The 19,576-nt window shown below is 72.1% G+C and carries 13 protein-coding genes and 2 pseudogenes; 7 read left to right on the plus strand and 8 right to left on the minus strand.

What is annotated here, in order from left to right:
- Positions 1–60: 60 nt before the first annotated feature.
- A complete protein-coding gene (locus ACWD1U_RS27065; protein WP_451111302.1) occupies positions 61–933 on the minus strand; it encodes an acyl-CoA thioesterase in 873 nt (290 codons plus the stop codon).
- A gap of 37 nt (positions 934–970) precedes the next feature.
- Positions 971–3,484, minus strand: a complete 2,514-nt coding sequence (locus ACWD1U_RS27070) for a DEAD/DEAH box helicase (protein ID WP_451111304.1) — start codon at positions 3,482–3,484, stop codon at positions 971–973.
- A 145-nt stretch (positions 3,485–3,629) separates the two neighbouring features.
- Here ACWD1U_RS27070 and ACWD1U_RS27075 point away from each other — a divergent pair, with 145 nt between their 5' ends.
- Entirely contained in the window at positions 3,630–4,424 is a 795-nt protein-coding gene (locus ACWD1U_RS27075) for a metal-dependent hydrolase (RefSeq protein ID WP_403581918.1), read from the plus strand.
- A 49-nt stretch (positions 4,425–4,473) separates the two neighbouring features.
- On the opposite strand, the pseudogene ACWD1U_RS27080 reads toward ACWD1U_RS27075, so the two are convergent.
- From ACWD1U_RS27080 to ACWD1U_RS27095, 4 genes and pseudogenes are all read right to left on the minus strand, one after another.
- Positions 4,474–4,717 (minus strand): annotated as a pseudogene (locus ACWD1U_RS27080) (type B 50S ribosomal protein L31).
- A 24-nt stretch (positions 4,718–4,741) separates the two neighbouring features.
- Positions 4,742–5,212 (minus strand): DUF5709 domain-containing protein, encoded by a 471-nt coding sequence (locus tag ACWD1U_RS27085; protein ID WP_451111306.1) that lies wholly within the window; start codon positions 5,210–5,212, stop codon positions 4,742–4,744.
- Positions 5,213–5,425: 213 nt separating this feature from the next.
- Positions 5,426–7,207 carry an ABC transporter ATP-binding protein gene (locus tag ACWD1U_RS27090; protein WP_451111308.1) on the minus strand — a complete coding sequence of 594 codons (1,782 nt, stop codon included), beginning with the start codon at positions 7,205–7,207 and terminating at the stop codon, positions 5,426–5,428.
- Entirely contained in the window at positions 7,204–9,126 is a 1,923-nt protein-coding gene (locus ACWD1U_RS27095; protein ID WP_451111310.1) for an ABC transporter transmembrane domain-containing protein, read from the minus strand. The genes ACWD1U_RS27090 and ACWD1U_RS27095 overlap by 4 nt, the downstream gene beginning before the upstream one ends.
- Positions 9,127–9,381: 255 nt before the next feature.
- Between ACWD1U_RS27095 and ACWD1U_RS27100 the strand changes: the two are divergent.
- Together ACWD1U_RS27100 and ACWD1U_RS27105 are read left to right on the plus strand one after the other, a co-directional pair.
- Positions 9,382–9,630 (plus strand): annotated as a pseudogene (locus ACWD1U_RS27100) (hypothetical protein); the annotation flags it as partial.
- Between the two features lie 160 nt (positions 9,631–9,790).
- Complete coding sequence (locus ACWD1U_RS27105; protein ID WP_451111312.1) at positions 9,791–11,221, plus strand: cation:dicarboxylate symporter family transporter; 1,431 nt, start codon at positions 9,791–9,793, stop codon at positions 11,219–11,221.
- A gap of 301 nt (positions 11,222–11,522) precedes the next feature.
- On the opposite strand, the gene ACWD1U_RS27110 is transcribed toward ACWD1U_RS27105, so the two are convergent.
- The gene (locus ACWD1U_RS27110; RefSeq protein ID WP_451111316.1) at positions 11,523–11,972 is read right to left on the minus strand and encodes a MarR family winged helix-turn-helix transcriptional regulator; all 450 of its coding nucleotides are present in this window, start codon (positions 11,970–11,972) and stop codon (positions 11,523–11,525) included.
- A 104-nt stretch (positions 11,973–12,076) separates the two neighbouring features.
- Here ACWD1U_RS27110 and ACWD1U_RS27115 point away from each other — a divergent pair, with 104 nt between their 5' ends.
- Together ACWD1U_RS27115 and mltG are read left to right on the plus strand one after the other, a co-directional pair.
- Positions 12,077–13,879 (plus strand): ABC transporter ATP-binding protein, encoded by a 1,803-nt coding sequence (locus ACWD1U_RS27115; protein ID WP_451111317.1) that lies wholly within the window; start codon positions 12,077–12,079, stop codon positions 13,877–13,879.
- 43 nt (positions 13,880–13,922) lie between these two features.
- Positions 13,923–14,768, plus strand: a complete 846-nt coding sequence (mltG, locus tag ACWD1U_RS27120; protein ID WP_451111319.1) for an endolytic transglycosylase MltG — start codon at positions 13,923–13,925, stop codon at positions 14,766–14,768.
- A gap of 24 nt (positions 14,769–14,792) precedes the next feature.
- On the opposite strand, the gene ACWD1U_RS27125 is transcribed toward mltG, so the two are convergent.
- Positions 14,793–15,869 carry an NAD(P)-binding domain-containing protein gene (locus tag ACWD1U_RS27125; protein ID WP_451111321.1) on the minus strand — a complete coding sequence of 359 codons (1,077 nt, stop codon included), beginning with the start codon at positions 15,867–15,869 and terminating at the stop codon, positions 14,793–14,795.
- 100 nt (positions 15,870–15,969) lie between these two features.
- Between ACWD1U_RS27125 and ACWD1U_RS27130 the strand changes: the two genes are divergently transcribed.
- Both ACWD1U_RS27130 and ACWD1U_RS27135 read left to right on the plus strand, forming a co-directional pair.
- Positions 15,970–16,392, plus strand: a complete 423-nt coding sequence (locus ACWD1U_RS27130) for a secondary thiamine-phosphate synthase enzyme YjbQ (protein WP_451111323.1) — start codon at positions 15,970–15,972, stop codon at positions 16,390–16,392.
- A 147-nt stretch (positions 16,393–16,539) separates the two neighbouring features.
- Positions 16,540–19,533, plus strand: a complete 2,994-nt coding sequence (locus tag ACWD1U_RS27135; RefSeq protein ID WP_451111325.1) for a SpoIIE family protein phosphatase — start codon at positions 16,540–16,542, stop codon at positions 19,531–19,533.
- Positions 19,534–19,576: the final 43 nt, after the last annotated feature.

Genomic DNA, 19,576 nt, shown 5'->3' on the forward strand with positions numbered 1-19,576 from the left:
GGGCCACGGGCGCGATCGGAGACCCGAAGGCGCCGGGCCCGCGATCGGCGAAGTGCCAGGTCAGCCCAGCTTCCGGAAGAGCCCCTCCTGCACGACCGATACGACCAGCCGGCCCTCCAGGTCGTAGATCCGGCCCCGGGCCAGACCACGGCCGCCGACCGCGATGGGCGACTCCTGGTCGTACAGCAGCCATTCGTCCGCGCGGAACGGACGGTGGAACCACATGGCGTGGTCCAGCGACGCCATGTCGAAGCCCCGCGGGCCCCACAGCGGCTCCACCGGGATGCGGACGGCGTCCAGGAGGGTCATGTCGCTGGCGTAGGTGAGGGCGCAGGTGTGGACCAGCGGGTCGTCGCCGAGCGGTCCGACGGCGCGCATCCACACGGCGCTGCGCGGTTCGGCGTCCCGGACCTCCTCGGTGGTCCAGCGCAGCCGGTCCACGTAGCGGATGTCGAAGGGCTGGCGGCGGGCCATCCGCTCCAGCTGTTCGGGCAGCGAGCCCAGGTGCTCCCGGATCTCGTCGGTGACCGTGGGCAGGGACTCGGGGTCGGGGACCTTGCGGGCGGGCGGCAGCTGGTGCTCGAAGCTGCCCTCCTCCGGCTTGTGGAAGGAGGCCGTGAGGTTGAAGATCGTCCGGCCCTGCTGCACGGCCGTGACCCGCCGAGTGGTGAACGACCGCCCGTCGCGCACGTGCTCGACCTGGTAGACGATCGGCACGCCCGGCCGGCCCGGGCGCAGGAAGTACGCGTGCAGCGAGTGCACGGGGCGGTCGCCCTCCGTGGTGCGGCCCGCGGCGACCAGAGCCTGGCCCGCCACCTGGCCGCCGAAGACCCGCTGCAGGGACTCCTGCGGACTGCGGCCGCGGAAGATGTCGACCTCGATCTGCTCCAGGTCGAGCAGGTCGACGAGCCTCTCGGCCGGATTCGTCGTCATGGGTGGGATTCTCCTGTGCTCGCTGCTGCCCTGCCGGTCACAGCTGGCCGACGTCGGTGACGCGGACGACCGCGCGGCCCTCCGCGTCCGAGGCGGTGAGGTCGACCTCCGCGCTGATGCCCCAGTCGTGGTCGCCGTTCGGGTCGTGGAAGATCTGCCGGACCCGCCACAGGGCGTTCTCCGGCTCCTCCTCGATGATCAGCAGTTTCGGGCCGCGGGCGTCGGGGCCGGTGCCGAGGTCGTCGTACTCGTCCCAGTACTGGTCCATGGCCTCGCCCCACGCTTCGGCGTCCCAGCCGGACTCCGCGTCCATCTCGCCCAGTTCCCCGACCTGGTCGAGGGCGGCGAGCTCCACGCGGCGGAACAGGGCGTTGCGGACCAGAACCCGGAAGGCGCGGGCGTTGGCGGTGACCGGCTTGACCTCGTCGGCCTTCTCCTGGGCCTCCTCGGCGGTCATCTCCTCCGGGTTGGCGAGCTGCTCCCACTCGTCCAGCAGGCTGGAGTCGACCTGGCGCACCATCTCGCCCAGCCACTCGATCAGGTCCTGGAGGTCCTCCGACTTGAGGTCGTCCGGGACGGTGTGGTCGAGGGCCTTGTAGGCGCTGGCCAGGTAGCGCAGCACGATGCCCTCGGTGCGGGCCAGCTCGTAGTGGGACACCAACTCGGTGAAGGACATCGCCCGTTCGTACATGTCCCGGATGACCGACTTCGGCGACAGCGGATGGTCGCCGACCCAGGGGTGGCTCTTGCGGTACGTGTCGTACGCGTGGAAGAGCAGCTCCTCCAAGGGCTTCGGGTACGTGATGTCCTGGAGGCGCTCCATGCGCTCCTCGTACTCGACGCCGTCGGCCTTCATCGCGGCGACGGCCTCGCCGCGCGCCTTGTTCTGCTGGGCGGCGAGGATCTGCCGCGGGTCGTCGAGCGTCGACTCCACGACGGACACCATGTCGAGCGCGTACGACGGCGACTCGGGGTCGAGCAGCTCGAACGCGGCGAGCGCGAACGTGGACAGCGGCTGGTTGAGGGCGAAGTCCTGCTGGAGGTCGACCGTGAGGCGGACGACCCGGCCCTCGGCGTCCGGGGCGTCGAGCTTCTCGACGATGCCGCCGTCCAGCAGCGAGCGGTAGATGGCGATGGCCCGGCGGATGTGGCGCAGCTGCTGCTTGCGCGGCTCGTGGTTGTCCTCCAGCAGGTGGCGCATCGCCTCGAAGGCGTTGCCGGGGCGGGCGATCACCGACAGCAGCATGGTGTGCGTCACCCGGAACCGGGAGCTCAGCGGCTCCGGTTCGGAGGCGATGAGCTTCTCGAAGGTCTGCTCCGACCACGCGACGAAGCCCTCCGGGGCCTTCTTGCGGACGACCTTGCGGCGCTTCTTCGGATCGTCGCCGGCCTTGGCGAGGGCCTTCTCGTTCTCCACGACGTGCTCGGGCGCCTGTGCGACGACGAAGCCCTCCGTGTCGTAACCGGCCCGCCCGGCACGGCCCGCGATCTGGTGGAACTCCCGGGCGCGCAGGGTGCGTACGCGGGTGCCGTCGTACTTGGTGAGGGCCGTGAACAGCACGGTGCGGATGGGCACGTTGACGCCCACGCCGAGTGTGTCCGTGCCGCAGATGACCTTCAGCAGACCGGCCTGCGCCAGCTTCTCCACCAGACGCCGGTACTTGGGCAGCATGCCGGCGTGGTGCACGCCGATGCCGTGCCGGACGTAACGGGAGAGGTTGCGGCCGAACTTGGTGGTGAAGCGGAAGTTGCCGATCAGGTCGGCGATCTGCTCCTTCTCCTCACGCGAGCACATGTTGATGCTCATCAGCGCCTGCGCCCGCTCCACGGCCTGCGCCTGTGTGAAGTGCACGATGTAGACGGGTGCCTGCCGGGCCTGAAGCAGGTCGGTGAGCGTCTCGGTGAGCGGGGTGAAGCGGTACTCGTAGGACAGCGGCACCGGGCGGGTCGCGGAGCGGACCACCGCCGTCGGGCGGCCGGTGCGGCGGGTGAGGTCCTTCTCGAAGAAGGAGACGTCGCCGAGTGTCGCCGACATCAGCACGAACTGTGCCTGCGGCAGCTCCAGGATCGGGATCTGCCAGGCCCAGCCGCGGTCGCCCTCCGCGTAGAAGTGGAACTCGTCCATCACGACCTGGCCGACGTCCGCGTTCTTGCCGTCGCGCAGCGCGATCGACGCGAGCACCTCGGCGGTGCAGCAGATGACGGGGGCGTCGGCGTTGACCGAGGCGTCGCCGGTCAGCATGCCGACGTTCTCGGTGCCGAAGATCTTGCACAGTTCGAAGAACTTCTCCGACACCAGCGCCTTGATCGGGGCGGTGTAGAAGGTGACCTCGTCCCGGGCGAGGGCGGCGAAGTGGGCGGCCGCCGCGATCATGCTCTTGCCGGAGCCGGTGGGCGTCGACACGATCACGTTCGCGCCGGAGACCACCTCGATCAGCGCCTCCTCCTGGTGGGGGTAGAGCGTGAGCCCCCGCTCGCCGGTCCACGACTCGAAGGCTTCGTACAGGGCGTCGGGGTCGGCGGTCCGCGGCAGCTGATCGATGAGGGTCACGCCCCCATCTTGCCTGGCCCCGTGCCCGATGCGGGAATCGGCTGTGGGCCCGAAGATCACCAGCGCTACGCTGGGGCGCCGACGGGACGTCAGCGCACCCGGTCAACTGGACAGCGGCACATGAGGAATGGGGCGGGCCACGGCCATGATGGGACCAGCACACTCACTGTCGGGCGCCGCCGCCTGGCTCGGCGTCGGTGCCGCCGCCGCGGCGGCCGGGCACCCGATGCCCTGGCCGGTCCTCCTCGTCGGCGCCCTGATCTGCGCCGGTGCCGCCCTCGCCCCGGACCTCGACCACAAGGCGGCCACCATCTCCCGGTCCTTCGGACCGGTGTCGCGCTGGTTGTGCGAGATCGTCGACAAGTTGTCCTACGCCGTCTACAAGGCCACGAAGAAGCAGGGCGACCCGCGCCGCTCCGGCGGGCACCGCACGCTCACGCACACCTGGCTGTGGGCGGTGCTGATCGGTGCGGGCACCTCGGCCGTGGCGATCACCAGCGACCGCTGGGGGGTGCTGGCGATCCTCTTCGTGCACATGGTCCTGGCCATCGAGGGCCTGTTGTGGCGGGCGACGCGCGGCTCCAGCAGCGAGGTCCTGGTGTGGCTGCTGGCCGCGACCACCGCCTGGATCCTCGCGGGCGTCCTGGACAAGCCGGGCAACGGCGCGGACTGGCTGTTCACCGCGCCGGGCCAGGAGTACCTGTGGCTGGGGCTGCCGGTCGTGCTGGGCGCGATCGTGCACGACATCGGGGACGCGCTCACCGTCTCCGGCTGCCCGATCCTGTGGCCCATCCCCGTCGGCCGCAAGCGCTGGTACCCGATCGGGCCGCCCAAGGTCATGCGCTTCCGGGCCGGCAGCTGGGTCGAGCTCAAGGTGCTGATGCCGGTGTTCATGCTGCTCGGCGGGGTGGGCTGCGCGGCGGCGCTCAACGTGATCTGAACGCGCCCGAGTCCGCACGTGAGGGGGCCGCCCAGGCGGAACGTCCTTCTCAGCCGCTGCCGTACCGCCGCTCGAACGCCGCGTCGCGGCCCTCCGTGTCCACCGTGCGGGCCTTGCCCATGCAGAAGGGGTGGCTCTCCGAGGAGATCTCCGCGTCCACGGCCGGGTATGTCTCGCCGTCCCCATCGACGGTCTGGTCGCTGGCTGGGTCGTGGTGGGCCGGGTGAGGAACGCGCGACCGGCGGCGCGGTCGGAAGACGACGGGGTTGGTCGGGGTGCTCGTCCTGCTGCACCAGCGGCTCGGGCCGGTACCGCGATCAGCCGGACAGGGCGTCCTCGTCGACGATGTGCACGGCGGCCTCCTCGGCCGACGCCGCGGCACCGTCGATGCCTACGTCCATGGCGACCAGCGCGGCCTCCTCGTCCTCGTGGGCGCCCTCGTCCGGTGCCACGAGGCGGCCGGAGCGGGCCGCGCCGACCTCGTTGTCCAGGAGTTCCCCGTCGGTGCCCGCGCAGTCCCCGAGGCCGTCACCGTCGGGGGCGACGGTCTCCGGCAGCTCCTCGGAGAGCCGCTGGTCCAGCGTCTCGCCCCGCTGCCGCTCGGCCGCCGTCACGCCGAGGTGTTCGACCGCCCAGGGCCGCTCCGGAGGGGACCAGCCCCGGTCGAGGGGATCGTCGACGCCGTCGTACTCCAGGGTGTCCTCGGCGTCGAGCAGCCCCGTGTCCTCTCTCTGCTCGTCTTGATCCGGCTGGTAGACGTCGTCTCCCCAGCCGTCGGAGCTGTTCACGGGTACCTCCAGGGGGTGGGGACGGGCCCGTTCTCACCGGGCCGCGCCGGGCCGCCGCCACGCACGGAGCACTGGCGCGCCCGTCGCCGAACCACTGCCGCGGTTCCCGGGCGTTCCCCGAGCCGGTGCCTGATTCCAGCCTTCCACCGAGCCTCGGGACTGCGCAACGCCAAGGATCGCAGGCCGCTCGGACGGTGCCTCCGTCCCCGCCCCTCATCCGTGCCAGGACCTCCACAAGGCCGCGTACGCCCCGTCCGCCGCGACCAGCTCGTCGTGGCTGCCCAGCTCGCTGATCCGGCCGTTCTCGACCACCGCGATGACGTCCGCGTCATGCGCGGTGTGCAGCCGGTGGGCGATGGCGACGACCGTACGGCCGTCCAGCACTCGGGCCAGGGAGCGTTCCAGGTGGCGGGCGGCGCGCGGGTCGAGCAGGGACGTCGCCTCGTCCAGGACCAGCGTGTGCGGGTCGGCCAGCACCAGGCGGGCCAGCGCGATCTGCTGGGCCTGCGCGGGAGTGAGCGCCAGGCCGCCCGAGCCGACCTCCGTGTCCAGACCGTCGTCGAGCGCCCGGGCCCAGCCGTCCGCGTCGACCGCGCCCAGCGCCGCCCACAGCTCGGTGTCGACGGCCCCGGTCCGGGCGAGCCGGAGGTTGTCGCGCAGGGACCCCACGAAGACGTGGTGCTCCTGGTTGACGAGCGCGACGTGCTCACGGACGCGCTCGGCGGGCATCCGGGACAGCTCGGCGCTGCCCAGCGTGATCCGGCCGTCCCGGGGCGCGTAGATCCCGGCGAGCAGCCGGCCCAGCGTGGACTTGCCCGCACCCGAGGGGCCGACGAGGGCCAGCCGGGTGCCGGGGGAGACCTCCAGGGAGACCTTGCGCAGGACGTCCACGCCCTCCAGGTAGCCGAAGCGCACCCGGTCGGCGTGCACGTGGCGTCCCTCGGGTGCCACCGTGTGATCCCCCTCGTCCGGCTCGATGTCCCGGACCCCGACGAGCCGGGCCAGCGACACCTGCGCCACCTGCAGCTCGTCGTACCAGCGCAGGATCATGCCGACCGGGTCGACGAGCATCTGGGCGATCAGCGCGCCGGTCGTGAGCTGGCCGACGTCGATCCACCCGTGGAGGGCGAACACGCCGCCGATCATCAGGACCGAGGCGAGCACGGTGAAGTGGGTGACGTTGATGACCGGGAAGAGCACCGACCGCAGCCAGAGCGTGTACCGCTCCCAGGCGGTCCACTCCCGGATCCGGCGTTCCGACAGCGCGATGCGCCGGTCGCCGAGGCGGTGGGCCTCGACGGTGCGCCCGGCGTCCACCGTCTCGGCGAGCGCGGCGGCCACGGCGGCGTACCCGGCGGCCTCGGAACGGTAGGCGGCCGGCGCCCGCCGGAAGTACCAGCGGCAGCCGATGATCAGCAGCGGCAGGGCGAGCAGTACGGCGAGCGCCAGCGGCGGCGCCGTGACGACCAGTCCGCCCATCAGCAGGACCACCCACACCACGCCGATCGACAGCTGCGGCACGGCCTCGCGCATCGCGTTGCCCAGCCGGTCGATGTCCGTCGTGATCCGCGACAGCAGGTCCCCGGTCCCGGCCCGCTCCAGCACTCCGGGCGGCAGCCCGACCGACCGGACGAGGAAGTCCTCGCGCAGGTCGGCCAGCATCCGCTCGCCCAGCATCGCCCCGCGCAGCCGCACCTGACGGACGAACACGGCCTGCACGGCCAGCGCGGCCACGAAGAGCCCCGCGGTGAGTTCCAGCCGCAGCTCCCGGGTCCCGTCGGACACCCGCTCCACAAGCCCGCCCAGCAGCCACGGACCGGCCATCGAGGCGATGACGGCCGCCGTGTTGACGGCGACCAGCAGCAGGAACGCCCGGCGGTGCCGGCGCAGCAGTTCGACCACGTAGGCGCGGACGGTCGCGGGGGCACCGACCGGCAGGGTGTTCGCCGTCGTCGGGGCCGCCGGGTCGTACGCCGGTGGCGCGACGCCGATCATGCCTTCTCCTCGATCTCTTCCAGTTCGCGCAGTACGCCGCCTTCATGCAGTACGCCGTCTTCGCGCAGTACGTCGTCTTCGTGCGGTGCGGCGTCCGTGCGGAGTACGCCGTCTTGGTGGAGTGCGGCGTCCTCGTGCGGTACGTCGTCACGAACGACCCCGCCGGCCCGTGCGCGCAGGGTGGCCTCGTCGTCGGTCTCGCGGGTGACCACTGCCCGGTACCGCGGCTCGCTGTGTACCAGCTCGCGGTGGGTGCCGACCGCCGCCACCTCGCCCTCGTGCAGGAACACCACCCGGTCGGCCCGGTCCAGCAGCAGCGGGGAGGAGGTGAACACCACGGTCGTGCGCCCCGCGCGCAACTCCCGTACACCCTCGGCGACTCGGGCCTCGGTGTGCGAGTCGACGGCCGAGGTCGGTTCGTCCAGGACGAGCACCTCCGGGTCGGTGATCAGCGACCGGGCGAGCGCGAGCCGCTGGCGCTGACCGCCGGACAGGGACCGGCCGCGTTCGGTGATCCGTGCGTCCATGGGGCCGGCGGCGTCCAGCGAGCCCTGTACCAGCGCCGCCAGCACGTCGTCGCACTGCGCCGCAGCCAGCGCGTCGTCCGGCTGCACGTCGCCCGAGGCGGGTACGTCGAGCAGCTCGCGCAGCGTGCCCGACAGCAGCACCGGATCCTTGTCCTGGACGAGGACGGCGGTACGGGCACTGTCCAGCGGGAGGTCGTCGAGCGGCAGTCCGCCCAGCAGCACCGAGGTGCCCTCCTGCGAGGGGTGCCCGCCGAGCCGTTCGGCCAGCAGGCCCGCCGCGTCCGGGTCGCCGCACACCACGGCTGTGAGCCGGCCGGCCGGCGCGAGCAGCCCCGTCTCCGGGTCGTACAGCTCCCCGGAGGGCGCGTCGGCCGCACGCGACCCGGCGGCGTCCGTGGCCCGCTCCAGCGACAGCACACCCGCGGCCCGTGTGGCCGAGGGCCGGGAGAAGGAGTACGCCATGGCGATCTCCTCGAAGTGCCGCAGCGGATAGGTGAGGATCATGACCGAGCTGTAGACGGTGACCACTTCGCCGACCGTGATCCGGCCCTGGCCCGCCAGATGCACACCGTGCCAGACGACGGCGACGAGCAGCAGCCCGGGCAGCAGGACCTGGATCGCGGAGATCAGCGACCACATGCGGGCGGTGCGCACGGCCGCGTGGCGGACTTCCTGGGAGGCGCGGCGGTAGCGGTCGAGGAACAGTTCCTCACCGCCGATGCCGCGCAGCACGCGCAGGCCGGCGACGGTGTCCGTGGCGAGTTCGGTGGCGCGTCCGGCCTTCTCGCGCTGGACGTCCGCCCGTTGGGTGGCGCGGGGCAGCAGGGGCAGCACGGCGAGCGCCAGCACGGGCAGGCCGACGGTGACGACCACGCCGAGGGCCGGCTGGTACACGAGCAGGCCGACGCAGACCAGCACGACGGTGACCACGGCCGCGGTGAACCGGGACAGGGCCTCCACGAACCAGCCGATCTTCTCGACGTCACTCGTGGAGACGGCCACGACCTCACCGGCCGCGACGCGCCGGGTCAGCGCCGAGCCCAACTGGGAGGCCTTGCGGGCGAGGAGCTGCTGGACGCGGGCGGCCGCCGTGATCCAGTTGGTGACGGCGGCGCGGTGCAGGAAGGCGTCGCCGACCGCGCTGCCGACGCAGGCCAGCGCCAGCAGGCCGCCCGCCAGGGCGAGCCGCGAGCCGGAGCGGTCGACGACGGCCTGCACGGCGACACCGACGCAGAACGGCAGCGCGGCCACGGAGCCGAACTGCAGCAGTCCCCAGGCGAGCGCCTTGAGCTGCCCGCCCAGCTGATTCCGGAAGAGCCACCACAGGAAGCGGGGACCAGAACGCGCGTCCGGCACGCCCGGGTCGGGGTACGGAAGGTCTTGAATCTGCATGACGTCCCAGTGGCTCGTGTCAGGGAGGGGGAGGAGGCGGGAAAAAGGAGCGGGCTGAAGGCAGCAAACCGTGACAGGTTCGCGTCGCCACGAGGCCGGGGGCAACAGGTTTTCCGTCAACCGGCCGGAACCGGCCGACAGGGGGAGCACGGCCGCCTCGGCCGACCTGTGCTCAGTGCGGAGGCGTCGGCCTCCCCGTAGGCACCGCCCATGAAGAGCCAGATCGTCATGTCCATGCTTGCCTGAGCGACCCTCCTGGCGAGTGCCCTCCTCGGAGCCGGCCCCGCCGATGCCGCCGACGTCTCCGCCGAGTTCGGCACCGACTGGCACGACCCGGTCACGGCCGCCCTGCCCGTCGAGAGGCCGCCGTCGGGCGCGTCCTGTGAAGTCACCGTCGCCGAGGCCCAGTTCCGCGACGGGTCCGTGGAGAAGGACGTCACGCGCTACAGCGACGCCTGCCGCGAACGCGGGGACGTCGAGATGCTCACCGGGAACGTCGTCGAACGCGTGTGACGCGCCTCACGCCCGGCTTTTTACATGGCTGAAACGTTGCGGTCTTGTACGCGATCAAGACAGCCTCCAGAGTGTTCGCTCACGGAAAGCACTTTCCGTATAGCAGAAGTCCCCTCCGGCTTCTGGGTGTCCCGTTCCCCTAGGAGGCCTCGTGCCACCGTCCGTACCGTCCCTGCCGCGGCGCGTCGCACGCACCCTGCGCACCTCGCTCTTCGTGCAGGTCCTCTGCGCGCTCGTCCTCGGAATCATCGTCGGAAAGCTGTGGCCGGAAACGGCCACTGCTCTCCAGCCGCTCGGCGACGGTTTCACCCGCCTCATCAAGACGGTGATCTCCCCGCTGGTGTTCTGCGTGGTCGTCGTCGGCATCGCCAAGGCGGGTGACCTGAAGGCCTTCGGGCGGATCGGGGTCAAGGCCCTGATCTGGTTCGAGGTCGCCTCCACGGCCGCCCTCGTGATCGGTCTCGTCGCCGCCAACGTGGTCGGCCCCGGCAAGGGCATGAACGTCGACCCCTCCTCGCTGAACGCCGCGGCGGTGGACGAGACGACGGGCGGCGGTCATCTGCCCACGACGGCCGAGTTCGTCCTGAACGCCCTGCCGCAGAGTTTCGTCGGGGCCTTCGCCGAGAACGAGCTGCTCCAAGTCCTCATCCTGGCCTGCCTGGTGGGCGCCGCCCTGCTGCACCTCGGGCACACCAAGGTGCCGAAGATCCTGCCCGCGATCGAACAGGCCCAGGAGATCGTCTTCGCGGTCGTCGGCTTCATCATGCGACTGGCCCCGCTCGCGGTGTTCGGCGCGATGGCCCACCTGGTCGGCAACTACGGCCTAGGCGTGATGAAGAAGTACGCCGAGCTCATCGTGCTCTGCTACGCCGCGGCGGCGCTGTTCATCGCCCTGCTCGCCGTCGCCCTGCGGGTGGTGACCGGGCTCAGCCTGTGGAAGTTCCTGCGCTACATCCGCGAGGAGATGCTGCTCGCGCTCGGCACCGCGTCCACCGAGTCGGTCATGCCGCGCGTGATGCAGAAGCTGCGCCGGGCCGGCGCCCGCGACGACGCGGTGGGCCTGGTGCTCCCGACGGGCTACTCCTTCAACCTCGACGGCGCCTCGCTCTACCTGTCCATCGGCACGCTGTTCATCGCCCAGGCGGTGGGCGTGGACCTGAGTCCGGGGCAGCAGATCACCGTGGTCCTGGTGCTGATGTTGACCAGCAAGGGCATGGCGGGCATCCCCGGATCGGCGTTCCTGGCCCTGTCCGCGACCGCCTCCTCCCTGGGGGCGATCCCCGCAGGAGCCGTCGCCCTGCTGCTCGGCGTGGACCGCATCATGGACTCGATGCGCGTCGTCACCAACCTGCTCGGCAACTGCGTCGCCGTCTTCGCGGTGTCCCGCTGGGAGGGGGCGCTGGACATCGAGCGGGCGAGGAAGACGCTCGACGGAGAGGTCGCGGCCGGACCGGAGGACGACGGAGAGGGTGCCGGGGTGAAGGGCCTCGCCGGCGCCAGTGCCGGTGGCGGTGTCATCGAGGCGCCGGTGCCGGAGTTCCCCGGACCGAAGGCGAAGGAACCCGCCCCCGAGGCCGGCTGACCGCCCGTCGACCCGTCACGGCCGCCACTGTTCCGACAGAAGTGGCGGCCGCGGCCTTGCGTGCGGGCCGGAACGTCGGCGACGCGTTCCGTGCCGCATCAGGCAGAACGAATGCCCTGCCGGATCGGCGTAGACACGCCGGCCCGCCCCTCCCCGCCCTCGTCCAGCGCCGCGGTCGCACCTCATTCCGGGGCATGCCGCCCCTCACCCGCGTGAACAACCCTGCGTGGTCATGCCGTCCAGGGCGGGCAGCGGTGGGCCGTCAGCGGCGCTCCACCGGCACCGCGTGCATCCAGGGCGGTCAGCAGCGCTCCACCGGCACTCCGTCGATCAGCGTGTTCAGCAACTCCCCGAGCGCCTCCCGCTGATCCCCCGTCAGCGGAGCGAGGATCTCCTCCGCCGCCGACCTGCGCACCGCTCGCAGCTCGCGCAGTGTGCTCCGCCCGTCGTCCGTGAGCGCGATGCGGATCACCCGCCGGTTCGCCGGGTCCGGGACCCGCCGCACCTTGCCGCTCGCCTCCAGTCCGTCGACCAGCGTCGTCACGGCCCGCGGCACCACCTCCAGCCGCTCGGCCAGGTCGGCCATCCGCGGCGGCGAACCCCAGTGCGCGAGCGTGCGCAGCAGCCGGGACTGGGCCGGCGTGATGCCGAGCTCGCGCTGCGCCAGATGGCGCTGCTGGATGCGGTGCACCCGGCGGGTGAGCCGGAGCAACTGCTCGGCGAGGAGGCCGTCGGGGTCGGGCGTGGTCATGCGGGGAACAATATCAGGATGTCGTTCATTGTGAGTATAGGTAACAATGGGCTGCGATCCGCCCCGCCGTCTCAGCCTCGGCCCTATCACCTGCGAAGGAGCCCATGCGTCCCGACCACGAAGCCCCTTGGACCCCGCCGGACGGCATGAAGGAGCAGCCCCGGCAGGTGCACCGCATCCTCCACCTCTTCCGCCCCTATCGGGGCCGCCTCGCGATCGTCGGCCTGCTGGTCGGCGCCGCGTCGCTGGTCTCGGTCGCCACGCCCTTCCTGCTGAAGGAGATCCTCGACGTCGCGATCCCCGAGGGGCGCACGGGCCTGCTCGGCCTGCTCGCCCTCGGCATGATCCTCAGCGCCGTCCTCACCAGCGTCTTCGGCGTCCTCCAGACCCTGATCTCCACGACGGTCGGCCAGCGCGTCATGCACGACCTGCGCACTGCCGTCTACGGCCGGCTCCAGCGCATGTCGCTCGCGTTCTTCACGCGCACGCGCACGGGCGAGGTGCAGTCCCGCATCGCCAACGACATCGGCGGCATGCAGGCCACCGTCACCTCCACGGCGACCTCACTGGTCTCCAACCTCACCAGCGTGGTCGCCACCATCGTCGCGATGATCGTCCTCGACTGGCGCCTGACCGTCGTCTCACTGCTGTTGCTGCCGGTCTTCGTGTGGATCAGCCGCCGCGTGGGCAACGAACGCCGGAAGATCACGACCCAGCGCCAGAAGCAGATGGCCGCGATGGCCGCCACGGTCACCGAGTCGCTCTCCGTCAGCGGCATCCTGCTAGGCCGCACGATGGGCCGCTCCGACTCGCTGACGCGGTCGTTCGCCGACGAGTCCGAGGAGCTCGTCGACCTCGAGGTCCGGTCCAACATGGCCGGGCGGTGGCGCATGGCCGTCATCACCATCGTCATGGCCGCCCTGCCCGCCGTCATCTACTGGACCGCCGGCATGGCCCTCCAACTCGGCGGTCCCGAGGTCTCCATCGGCACGATCGTCGCGTTCGTCTCGCTCCAGCAGGGCCTGTTCCGCCCGGCCGTGAGCCTGCTGTCGACCGGAGTGCAGATCCAGGCCTCGCTCGCCCTGTTCCAGCGCATCTTCGAGTACCTCGACCTGCCCATCGACATCACCGAACGCCCGGACCCGGTCCGCCTCGACCGCGTCAAGGGTGAGGTCCGCTTCGAGAACGTCTCCTTCGGTTACGGCGACAAGGGCGGCCCGGTCCTCGACGGCATCGACCTCACCGTCCCGGCCGGGAGCAGCCTCGCCGTCGTCGGCCCGACCGGCGCAGGCAAGTCCACACTCGGCTACCTGGTGCCCCGCCTGTACGACGTGACCGGCGGCCGCGTGACCCTCGACGGGGTCGACGTCCGCGACCTCGACTTCGACACCCTGGCCCGCGCGGTGGGCGTCGTCTCGCAGGAGACGTACCTCTTCCACGCCTCGGTCGCCGACAACCTGCGCTTCGCCAAGCCCGACGCCACCGACGGGGAGCTGCGCCAGGCGGCGAAGGCCGCGCAGATCCACGATCACATCGCCTCCCTGCCCGACGGCTACGACACCGTCGTCGGCGAGCGCGGCCACCGCTTCTCCGGCGGTGAGAAGCAACGCCTGGCCATCGCCCGCACCATCCTGCGCGACCCGCCGGTCCTCATCCTCGACGAGGCCACCAGCGCGCTGGACACCCGGACCGAGGCGGCCGTCCAGGACGCCATCGACGCGCTCTCGGCGAACCGCACCACGCTGACCATCGCTCACCGGCTGTCCACGGTGCGGGGCGCCGACCAGATCGTGGTCCTCGACTCCGGGCGCGTGGTCGAACGCGGGACGCACGACGAACTCCTGGAGCGGGACGGCCGGTACGCGGCACTCGTACGCCGGGACGCCCAACTGCAACCGACAAAATGAAGATATGCCGGGTTTGTGACGATATGCGGGTTACCGTGCCCGCATGCAGAAGAACACTCCGCCACGGAGCACGATTCGACTGACGCGCCGGGGCCGTATCGCCCTCGTCGCGACCGGAGCCGTCGTGGTCGGTACCGCCGTGGCGGTGCCGCTGCTGACCCTGGCGCCCGAGGAGGAGGGTCGGCCCGCGACCCTGGTCGTCCCGGAGGGCTGGCGCGCGAGCCAGGTCTACGCGGCGGTCGACAAGGCCCTCGCCCTGCCCCCCGGCAGCACCAGGAAGTCGCTCGCGAAGGCCGCGCTGAAACTGCCGAACGACGCCGAGGGGAACCCGGAGGGCTACCTCTTCCCGGCGACGTATCCGCTGCAGGAGAAGGCGACGCCCGAGAAGGTGCTGTCGCTGATGGTCGACACCGCGAACGAGAAGTTCAACCGCGCGCCCATCGCCGCGGGGGCGCAGCGCAACGCCATGAACGTCTACCAGGCCGTCACCATCGCGAGCATCGTCCAGGCGGAGGCGGCCACCAGGGCCGACATGGGCAAGGTCGCCCGGGTCGTCTTCAACCGCCTCGAACGCGGCATGCCGCTGCAGATGGACTCCACCCTCAACTACGCCCTCGGCCGCTCCACCCTCCGTACGACGGTGAGAGACACGCAGCTCGACAGCCCCTACAACTCGTACCGGCGCATGGGCCTGCCGCCCACCCCCATCGACAACCCTGGCGAGGAGGCCATGCGCGCGGCCATCAACCCGCCCCCGGGCGACTGGTTGTACTTCGTCACCGTCCGCCCGGGCGACACCCGCTTCACCGCGGACTACCGGGAACACCAGCGCAATGTCGCCGAGTTCAACGCCCAGCGGAAGAGCGCCGGCAAGCAGGCGGCCGGGTGAGAGCCCTGCGGCCCCCGGCCCGCGTCACGCGGCGACCGGCTCCCGTGCGAGCAGCCGCCTGATGTCCCGTACGGCCGCGCGGCCGGCGCGGTTGGCGCCGACGGTGCTGGCCGACGGGCCGTAGCCGACGAGATGGATCCGGGGATCGGCTGCCGCGTGCGTGCCCTCCATGCGGATGCCGCCGCCGGGGGCACGCAGCCGCAGCGGGGCGAGGTGGTCGATGGCGGCGCGGAAGCCGGTGGCCCAGAGGATGACGTCCGCGTCTGCGTGCCGGCCGTCCTCCCACTCCACCCCCGTGGGCGTGACGCGGTCGAACATCGGCTGCCGGTCGAGCACCCCGTCCTCGATGCCCTGCCGGATCGCGTCGTCGAGCGGCAGTCCGGTGACCGAGACGACACTGCGGGGCGGCAGGCCCTGCCGCACCCGTTCCTCGACGAGTGCGACCGCCGCCCGGCCCGCGTTCTCGTCGAACGGCCCCTCACGGAAGACGGGCGGGCGCCGGGTCACCCAGGTGGTGGCCGCCGCGTACTCGGCGATCTCCAGCAGATGCTGGGTGCCGGAGGCGCCGCCGCCCACCACCACGACCCGCTGCCCGGCGAACGCCTCGGGCCCGGGGTACTGGGCGGTGTGCAACTGCCGCCCCCGGAAGGTCTCCTGGCCCGGACAGCGCGGCCAGAACGGCCGGTCCCAGGTGCCGGTCGCGTTGATCAGCGCCCGCGCCGACCACACGCCCTCCGAGGTCTCCACGAGCAGCCTGCCGCCGGAGCCCTCGCGGACGGCCCGCACGTCGACGGGGCGCCTGACCCGCAGGTCGAAGGCCCGCTCGTACCGGTCGAAGTACTCGCTGATCACCTCGGCCGACGGGCGTGCCGGGTCCGCGTCCGTGAGTTCCATCCCCGGTAGCGCGTGCATCCCGTGCACCCTGCCGTACGTCAGCGACGACCACCGGAACTGCCAGGCGCCGCCGGGGCCGGGGGAGTGGTCCAGTACGACGAAGTCGCTGTCCGGCTCGAATCCGGAGCGCCGCAGGTGATAGGCGCCGGCCAGACCGGCCTGGCCGGCGCCGATGACGACTGCCTCGACCTCGCGTGCGCTGTTCACGTTTCTGCCAACCGTGCGGGGGCCGGGGATCTTCCCGTTGCTGGGCCTGGGCGGCCGGGGCGACCGGTTGCCGCACAGCGCATGGGTCAGGATGGAGGGCATGTCAGATGTCTTCACCACCCGAGTCCTGAACATCAGCACCGGATCCACGGAGAGGGTCCTCGACATCACCGGCGACTGCGAGTCCTTCCTGCGCGAGGCGGCCGCCGGCCGCGACGGCCTGCTCAACGTCTTCGTCCCGCACGCCACGGCCGGGATCGCGGTGCTCGAGACCGGCGCCGGCAGCGACGACGACCTGCTGTCCGCGCTGCACACCCTGCTGCCCGCCGACGACCGCTGGCAGCACCGGCACGGCAGCCCCGGCCACGGCCGCGACCACGTCCTGCCCGCCCTCGTCCCGCCCCACGCGACCCTGCCGGTCCTCGGCGGCCGGCTGGAGCTCGGCACGTGGCAGTCGGTATGCCTGGTGGACACCAACAAGGACAACCCGGAACGCAAGGTGCGGTTGAGTTTCCTGGGATGAGCACGGTCCGCCGGGCCGGACGCGCCCTCTCACCCTGTCCCGGGCGCTCCGGCACACCGTGACGCATGCCCGTAATGCCCGTATCCTCATCAGTGCAAAGAATCTCTTCCGAGCAGCGGGTGATCGCGGGCGCAAGTGAGGCGGAGCGTGGATCGGTCCGGTGAGGAACCCCAGCCGGCGGGTCGTGTGACTGTAGGCACCGGGCCCGCTCGTCTGCGCGAGCGGTTCCTTCAGGGCGAGCCGGTCGACACGGGCGTGCGGTCGCCCATCCTGAACTCGTGGCGGCGCTGCCGGTCCCTGGGCCTGTCGCCGGACACGGTCGACCTGCCCTACCGGGAGGACTTCGACCCGCGTGGCCGTATCGTCCGCGCGGCCGTACCGGTGCTCGACCGGCTGCAGGCCGCCTTCTCCGGCAGTCAGGTCAACATCTCCGTCGCCGACGGGAACGGGACGGTCCTGCTGCGCCGCTTCGGGGACGCCTCGATGGCCAGAAGCCTCCCGGCCATCCAGGTCGTCCCGGGGTTCGTCTTCGCCGAGCAGGTCGCCGGCACCAACGGCATCGGGCTGGCCCTGGCGGAGCGGCAGCTCATCCATGTCTACGGTGCCGAGCATTTCGCGGAGCGCTCCCAGCAGAGCGCCTGCGTCGCGCTGCCCGTCCGTGACCCGCTCAGCGGACGCATCGAGGGCGTCCTGTGCTTCGGCTATCCGCGCGGCTTCGAACGGCCCGGGCTGGCCGTCGCCATCCGCGGGGCGGCCGAGGCCATCGAACGGCGGCTGCTGGGGCAGAGTTCCGCGCACGAGCGCGCCCTGCTGCGGGCGTACCTGGCCGACGGCGTCGGCGCGCGCCGCGGTGTCGCGATGGACGCGCTGGCCGGCGAGTTCCACCCGCGTGACCAGGCGATGCTGAGAGAGAAGGCCGCCGAGCTGATCTCCCGGGCGCAGCGCGGCGCCGTCGACGTGGCCCTGCCCGACGGCCGACGGGTGACCCTCGTGAGCCGCCCGATGACAAGCGCCTCCGGAGTGCGGGGCATCGCCATCGAAGCCGTGCTGCCCGGCTCGCCGGCCGGGGATCACCCGGGGCGGCACCTCGTCATACCGCATCAGGTGGACGAGATACCGCACGAGGTCGACGAGCTGTCCGGTCTGTCGGCCCCGGGCGTCCCGCTCGCCGTGCGCCCCTCGATCGTGCTGCCTTCCGGGCAGTTCGTGGCCTCGTCCGGTCCGCTCGTGAGGGCCGACGGGGAGGAAGGCCCCGCCGAACCCGGCCCGGCCGTCACGAGCGACGGCGACGGCGCCCGGGGCGCCGCCGGGCCGGGCAGTTCCGTCACGGCCGGCGAAAGCCGGGACACGTCCGGCCATGACCGGGACGCGCCTGGCCATGACCGGGGCCCTGGCCATGACGGGGGCGCGCCCGGAGGCCACACCGAGGAGTCGTTCCCGGCCCGAGGTCTCGTGATGCTGGGGGAGCCGCAGGTGGGGGCCTACGCCCTGGCCGCCCGGAGGCGTCTGGAGCTGCTGTCCGAGGCCAGCACCCGCATCGGCACCACCCTGGACGTGCGCCGTACCGCCGAGGAACTGGCCGAGACGGCGGTCCCGCGGCTGGCCGACTTCGTCACCATCGACCTGCCCGACGCCGTCCTGCGCGGTGAGGAGTCCGCCGACCCCCTCGCCGACCTGCGCCGCACGGTGCTGTACGGCGTCCGCGAGGGCCTGCCCTTCACCCCGCCCGGCAAGCGCATCGACTTCGGTCCGACCGCGCCCCAGTTGCGCTGCCTGACCAGCGGCGAGGCGGTGCTGGAACCGGACCTGAAGGCCGCCGCGGGCTGGCTCGCCCAGGACCCGGAGCACACCGCACGGCTGCTGGCCCACGTGCACTCCCTGATCGCGGTGCCCCTGCTCGCCCGCGGTGTCGTCCTGGGTATCGCCAGCTTCTACCGCGCCGGGGGTTCCTTCGGGGACGACGACCGCTCCCTGGCCCAGGAACTCGCCGGCCGCGCCGCCCTGTCCATCGACAACGCCCGCCGCTACACCCACGAACGCACCATGGTCCTGGCCCTCCAGCGCCGCCTGCTCCCGCACGGCCTGCCCGACCAGGACGCCGTCGAGGTCGCCCACCGCTACCTGCCGGCCGAATCCGACGTGGGCGGGGACTGGTACGACGTCATCCCGCTCTCCGGCGCCCGGGTCGGGCTGCTGGTCGGCGACGTCGTCGGCCACGGCATGCTCTCCGCGGCCACCATGGGGCGACTGCGCACCGCGGCCCGCAGCTTCGCCGAGCTCGACTTCCCGCCGGACGAGGTCCTCACCCACCTGGACAACCTCGTCGGGCGACTGGACCGGGAGGACCCCGACGGCAAGGGCGCCGGCGTCATCGGCGCCACCTGCCTGTACGCCGTCTACGACCCGGCCGCGCAAAGCTGCCTGATGGCACGCGCCGGCCATCCGCCCCCCGCGCTCGTCCACCCCGACGGTGCCGTGACCTACCCCGACCTCCCCGCCGGTCCCCCGCTCGGCCTCGGGGGCCTGCCCTTCGACGCCGTCGAGGTCGACCTCCCCGAGGGCAGCCAGCTGGTCCTGTACACCGACGGGCTCATCGAGGACCGGCACCGCGACGTCGACATCGTCCTGGAGCAGCTGCGCACGGCCCTGGCCCATCCGGAGCGTGCGCCGGAGGAGACCTGCCAGGCGGTCCTGGACACGGTGGCGCCCGCGCATCCGCACGACGACATCGCCCTGCTCGTGGCCCGCGTCCACGCCCTGGATCCCGGCCGGATCGCCACCTGGGAGCTGTCCGCCGACCCGGCCCTCGTCGGCGAGGTCCGGGCCTCCGCGATGCGGCGCCTGACCGACTGGGGGCTGGAGGAGACCGCGTTCGCCGCGGAGCTGATCCTCAGCGAGCTGATCACCAACGCCATGCGGCACGGCGCCGGGCCCATCCGGGTGCGGCTGCTGTACGGACGCACGCTGATCTGCGAGGTCTCCGACGCCAGCAACACCGCCCCGCACCTGCGCCGGGCGGCCAGCACGGACGAGGGCGGGCGCGGCCTGTTCCTCGTCGCGCAGCTCTCGCAGAGCTGGGGCACCCGCTACCTCCCCGAGGGCAAGGTCATCTGGGCCGAATGCGGTTTCGACGCCGCCTGATCCGGCCCCCGGGCCCGTCGGCGCGACGGCACGGCTGAAATAT

The sequence above is a fragment of the Streptomyces sp. NPDC002788 genome, assembly GCF_053592115.1.

Excerpts from the sequence above, each read along its gene's own strand:
- ACWD1U_RS27065 (WP_451111302.1), bottom strand. The coding sequence starts at position 933 with ATGACGACGAATCCGGCCGAGAGGCTCGTCGACCTGCTCGACCTGGAG.
- ACWD1U_RS27075 (WP_403581918.1), top strand. The coding sequence starts at position 3,630 with ATGATGGGACCAGCACACTCACTGTCGGGCGCCGCCGCCTGGCTCGGC.
- ACWD1U_RS27090 (WP_451111308.1), bottom strand. The coding sequence starts at position 7,207 with ATGATCGGCGTCGCGCCACCGGCGTACGACCCGGCGGCCCCGACGACG.
- ACWD1U_RS27095 (WP_451111310.1), bottom strand. The coding sequence starts at position 9,126 with ATGCAGATTCAAGACCTTCCGTACCCCGACCCGGGCGTGCCGGACGCG.
- ACWD1U_RS27110 (WP_451111316.1), bottom strand. The coding sequence starts at position 11,972 with ATGACCACGCCCGACCCCGACGGCCTCCTCGCCGAGCAGTTGCTCCGG.
- ACWD1U_RS27115 (WP_451111317.1), top strand. The coding sequence starts at position 12,077 with ATGCGTCCCGACCACGAAGCCCCTTGGACCCCGCCGGACGGCATGAAG.
- mltG (WP_451111319.1), top strand. The coding sequence starts at position 13,923 with ATGCAGAAGAACACTCCGCCACGGAGCACGATTCGACTGACGCGCCGG.
- ACWD1U_RS27130 (WP_451111323.1), top strand. The coding sequence starts at position 15,970 with ATGTCAGATGTCTTCACCACCCGAGTCCTGAACATCAGCACCGGATCC.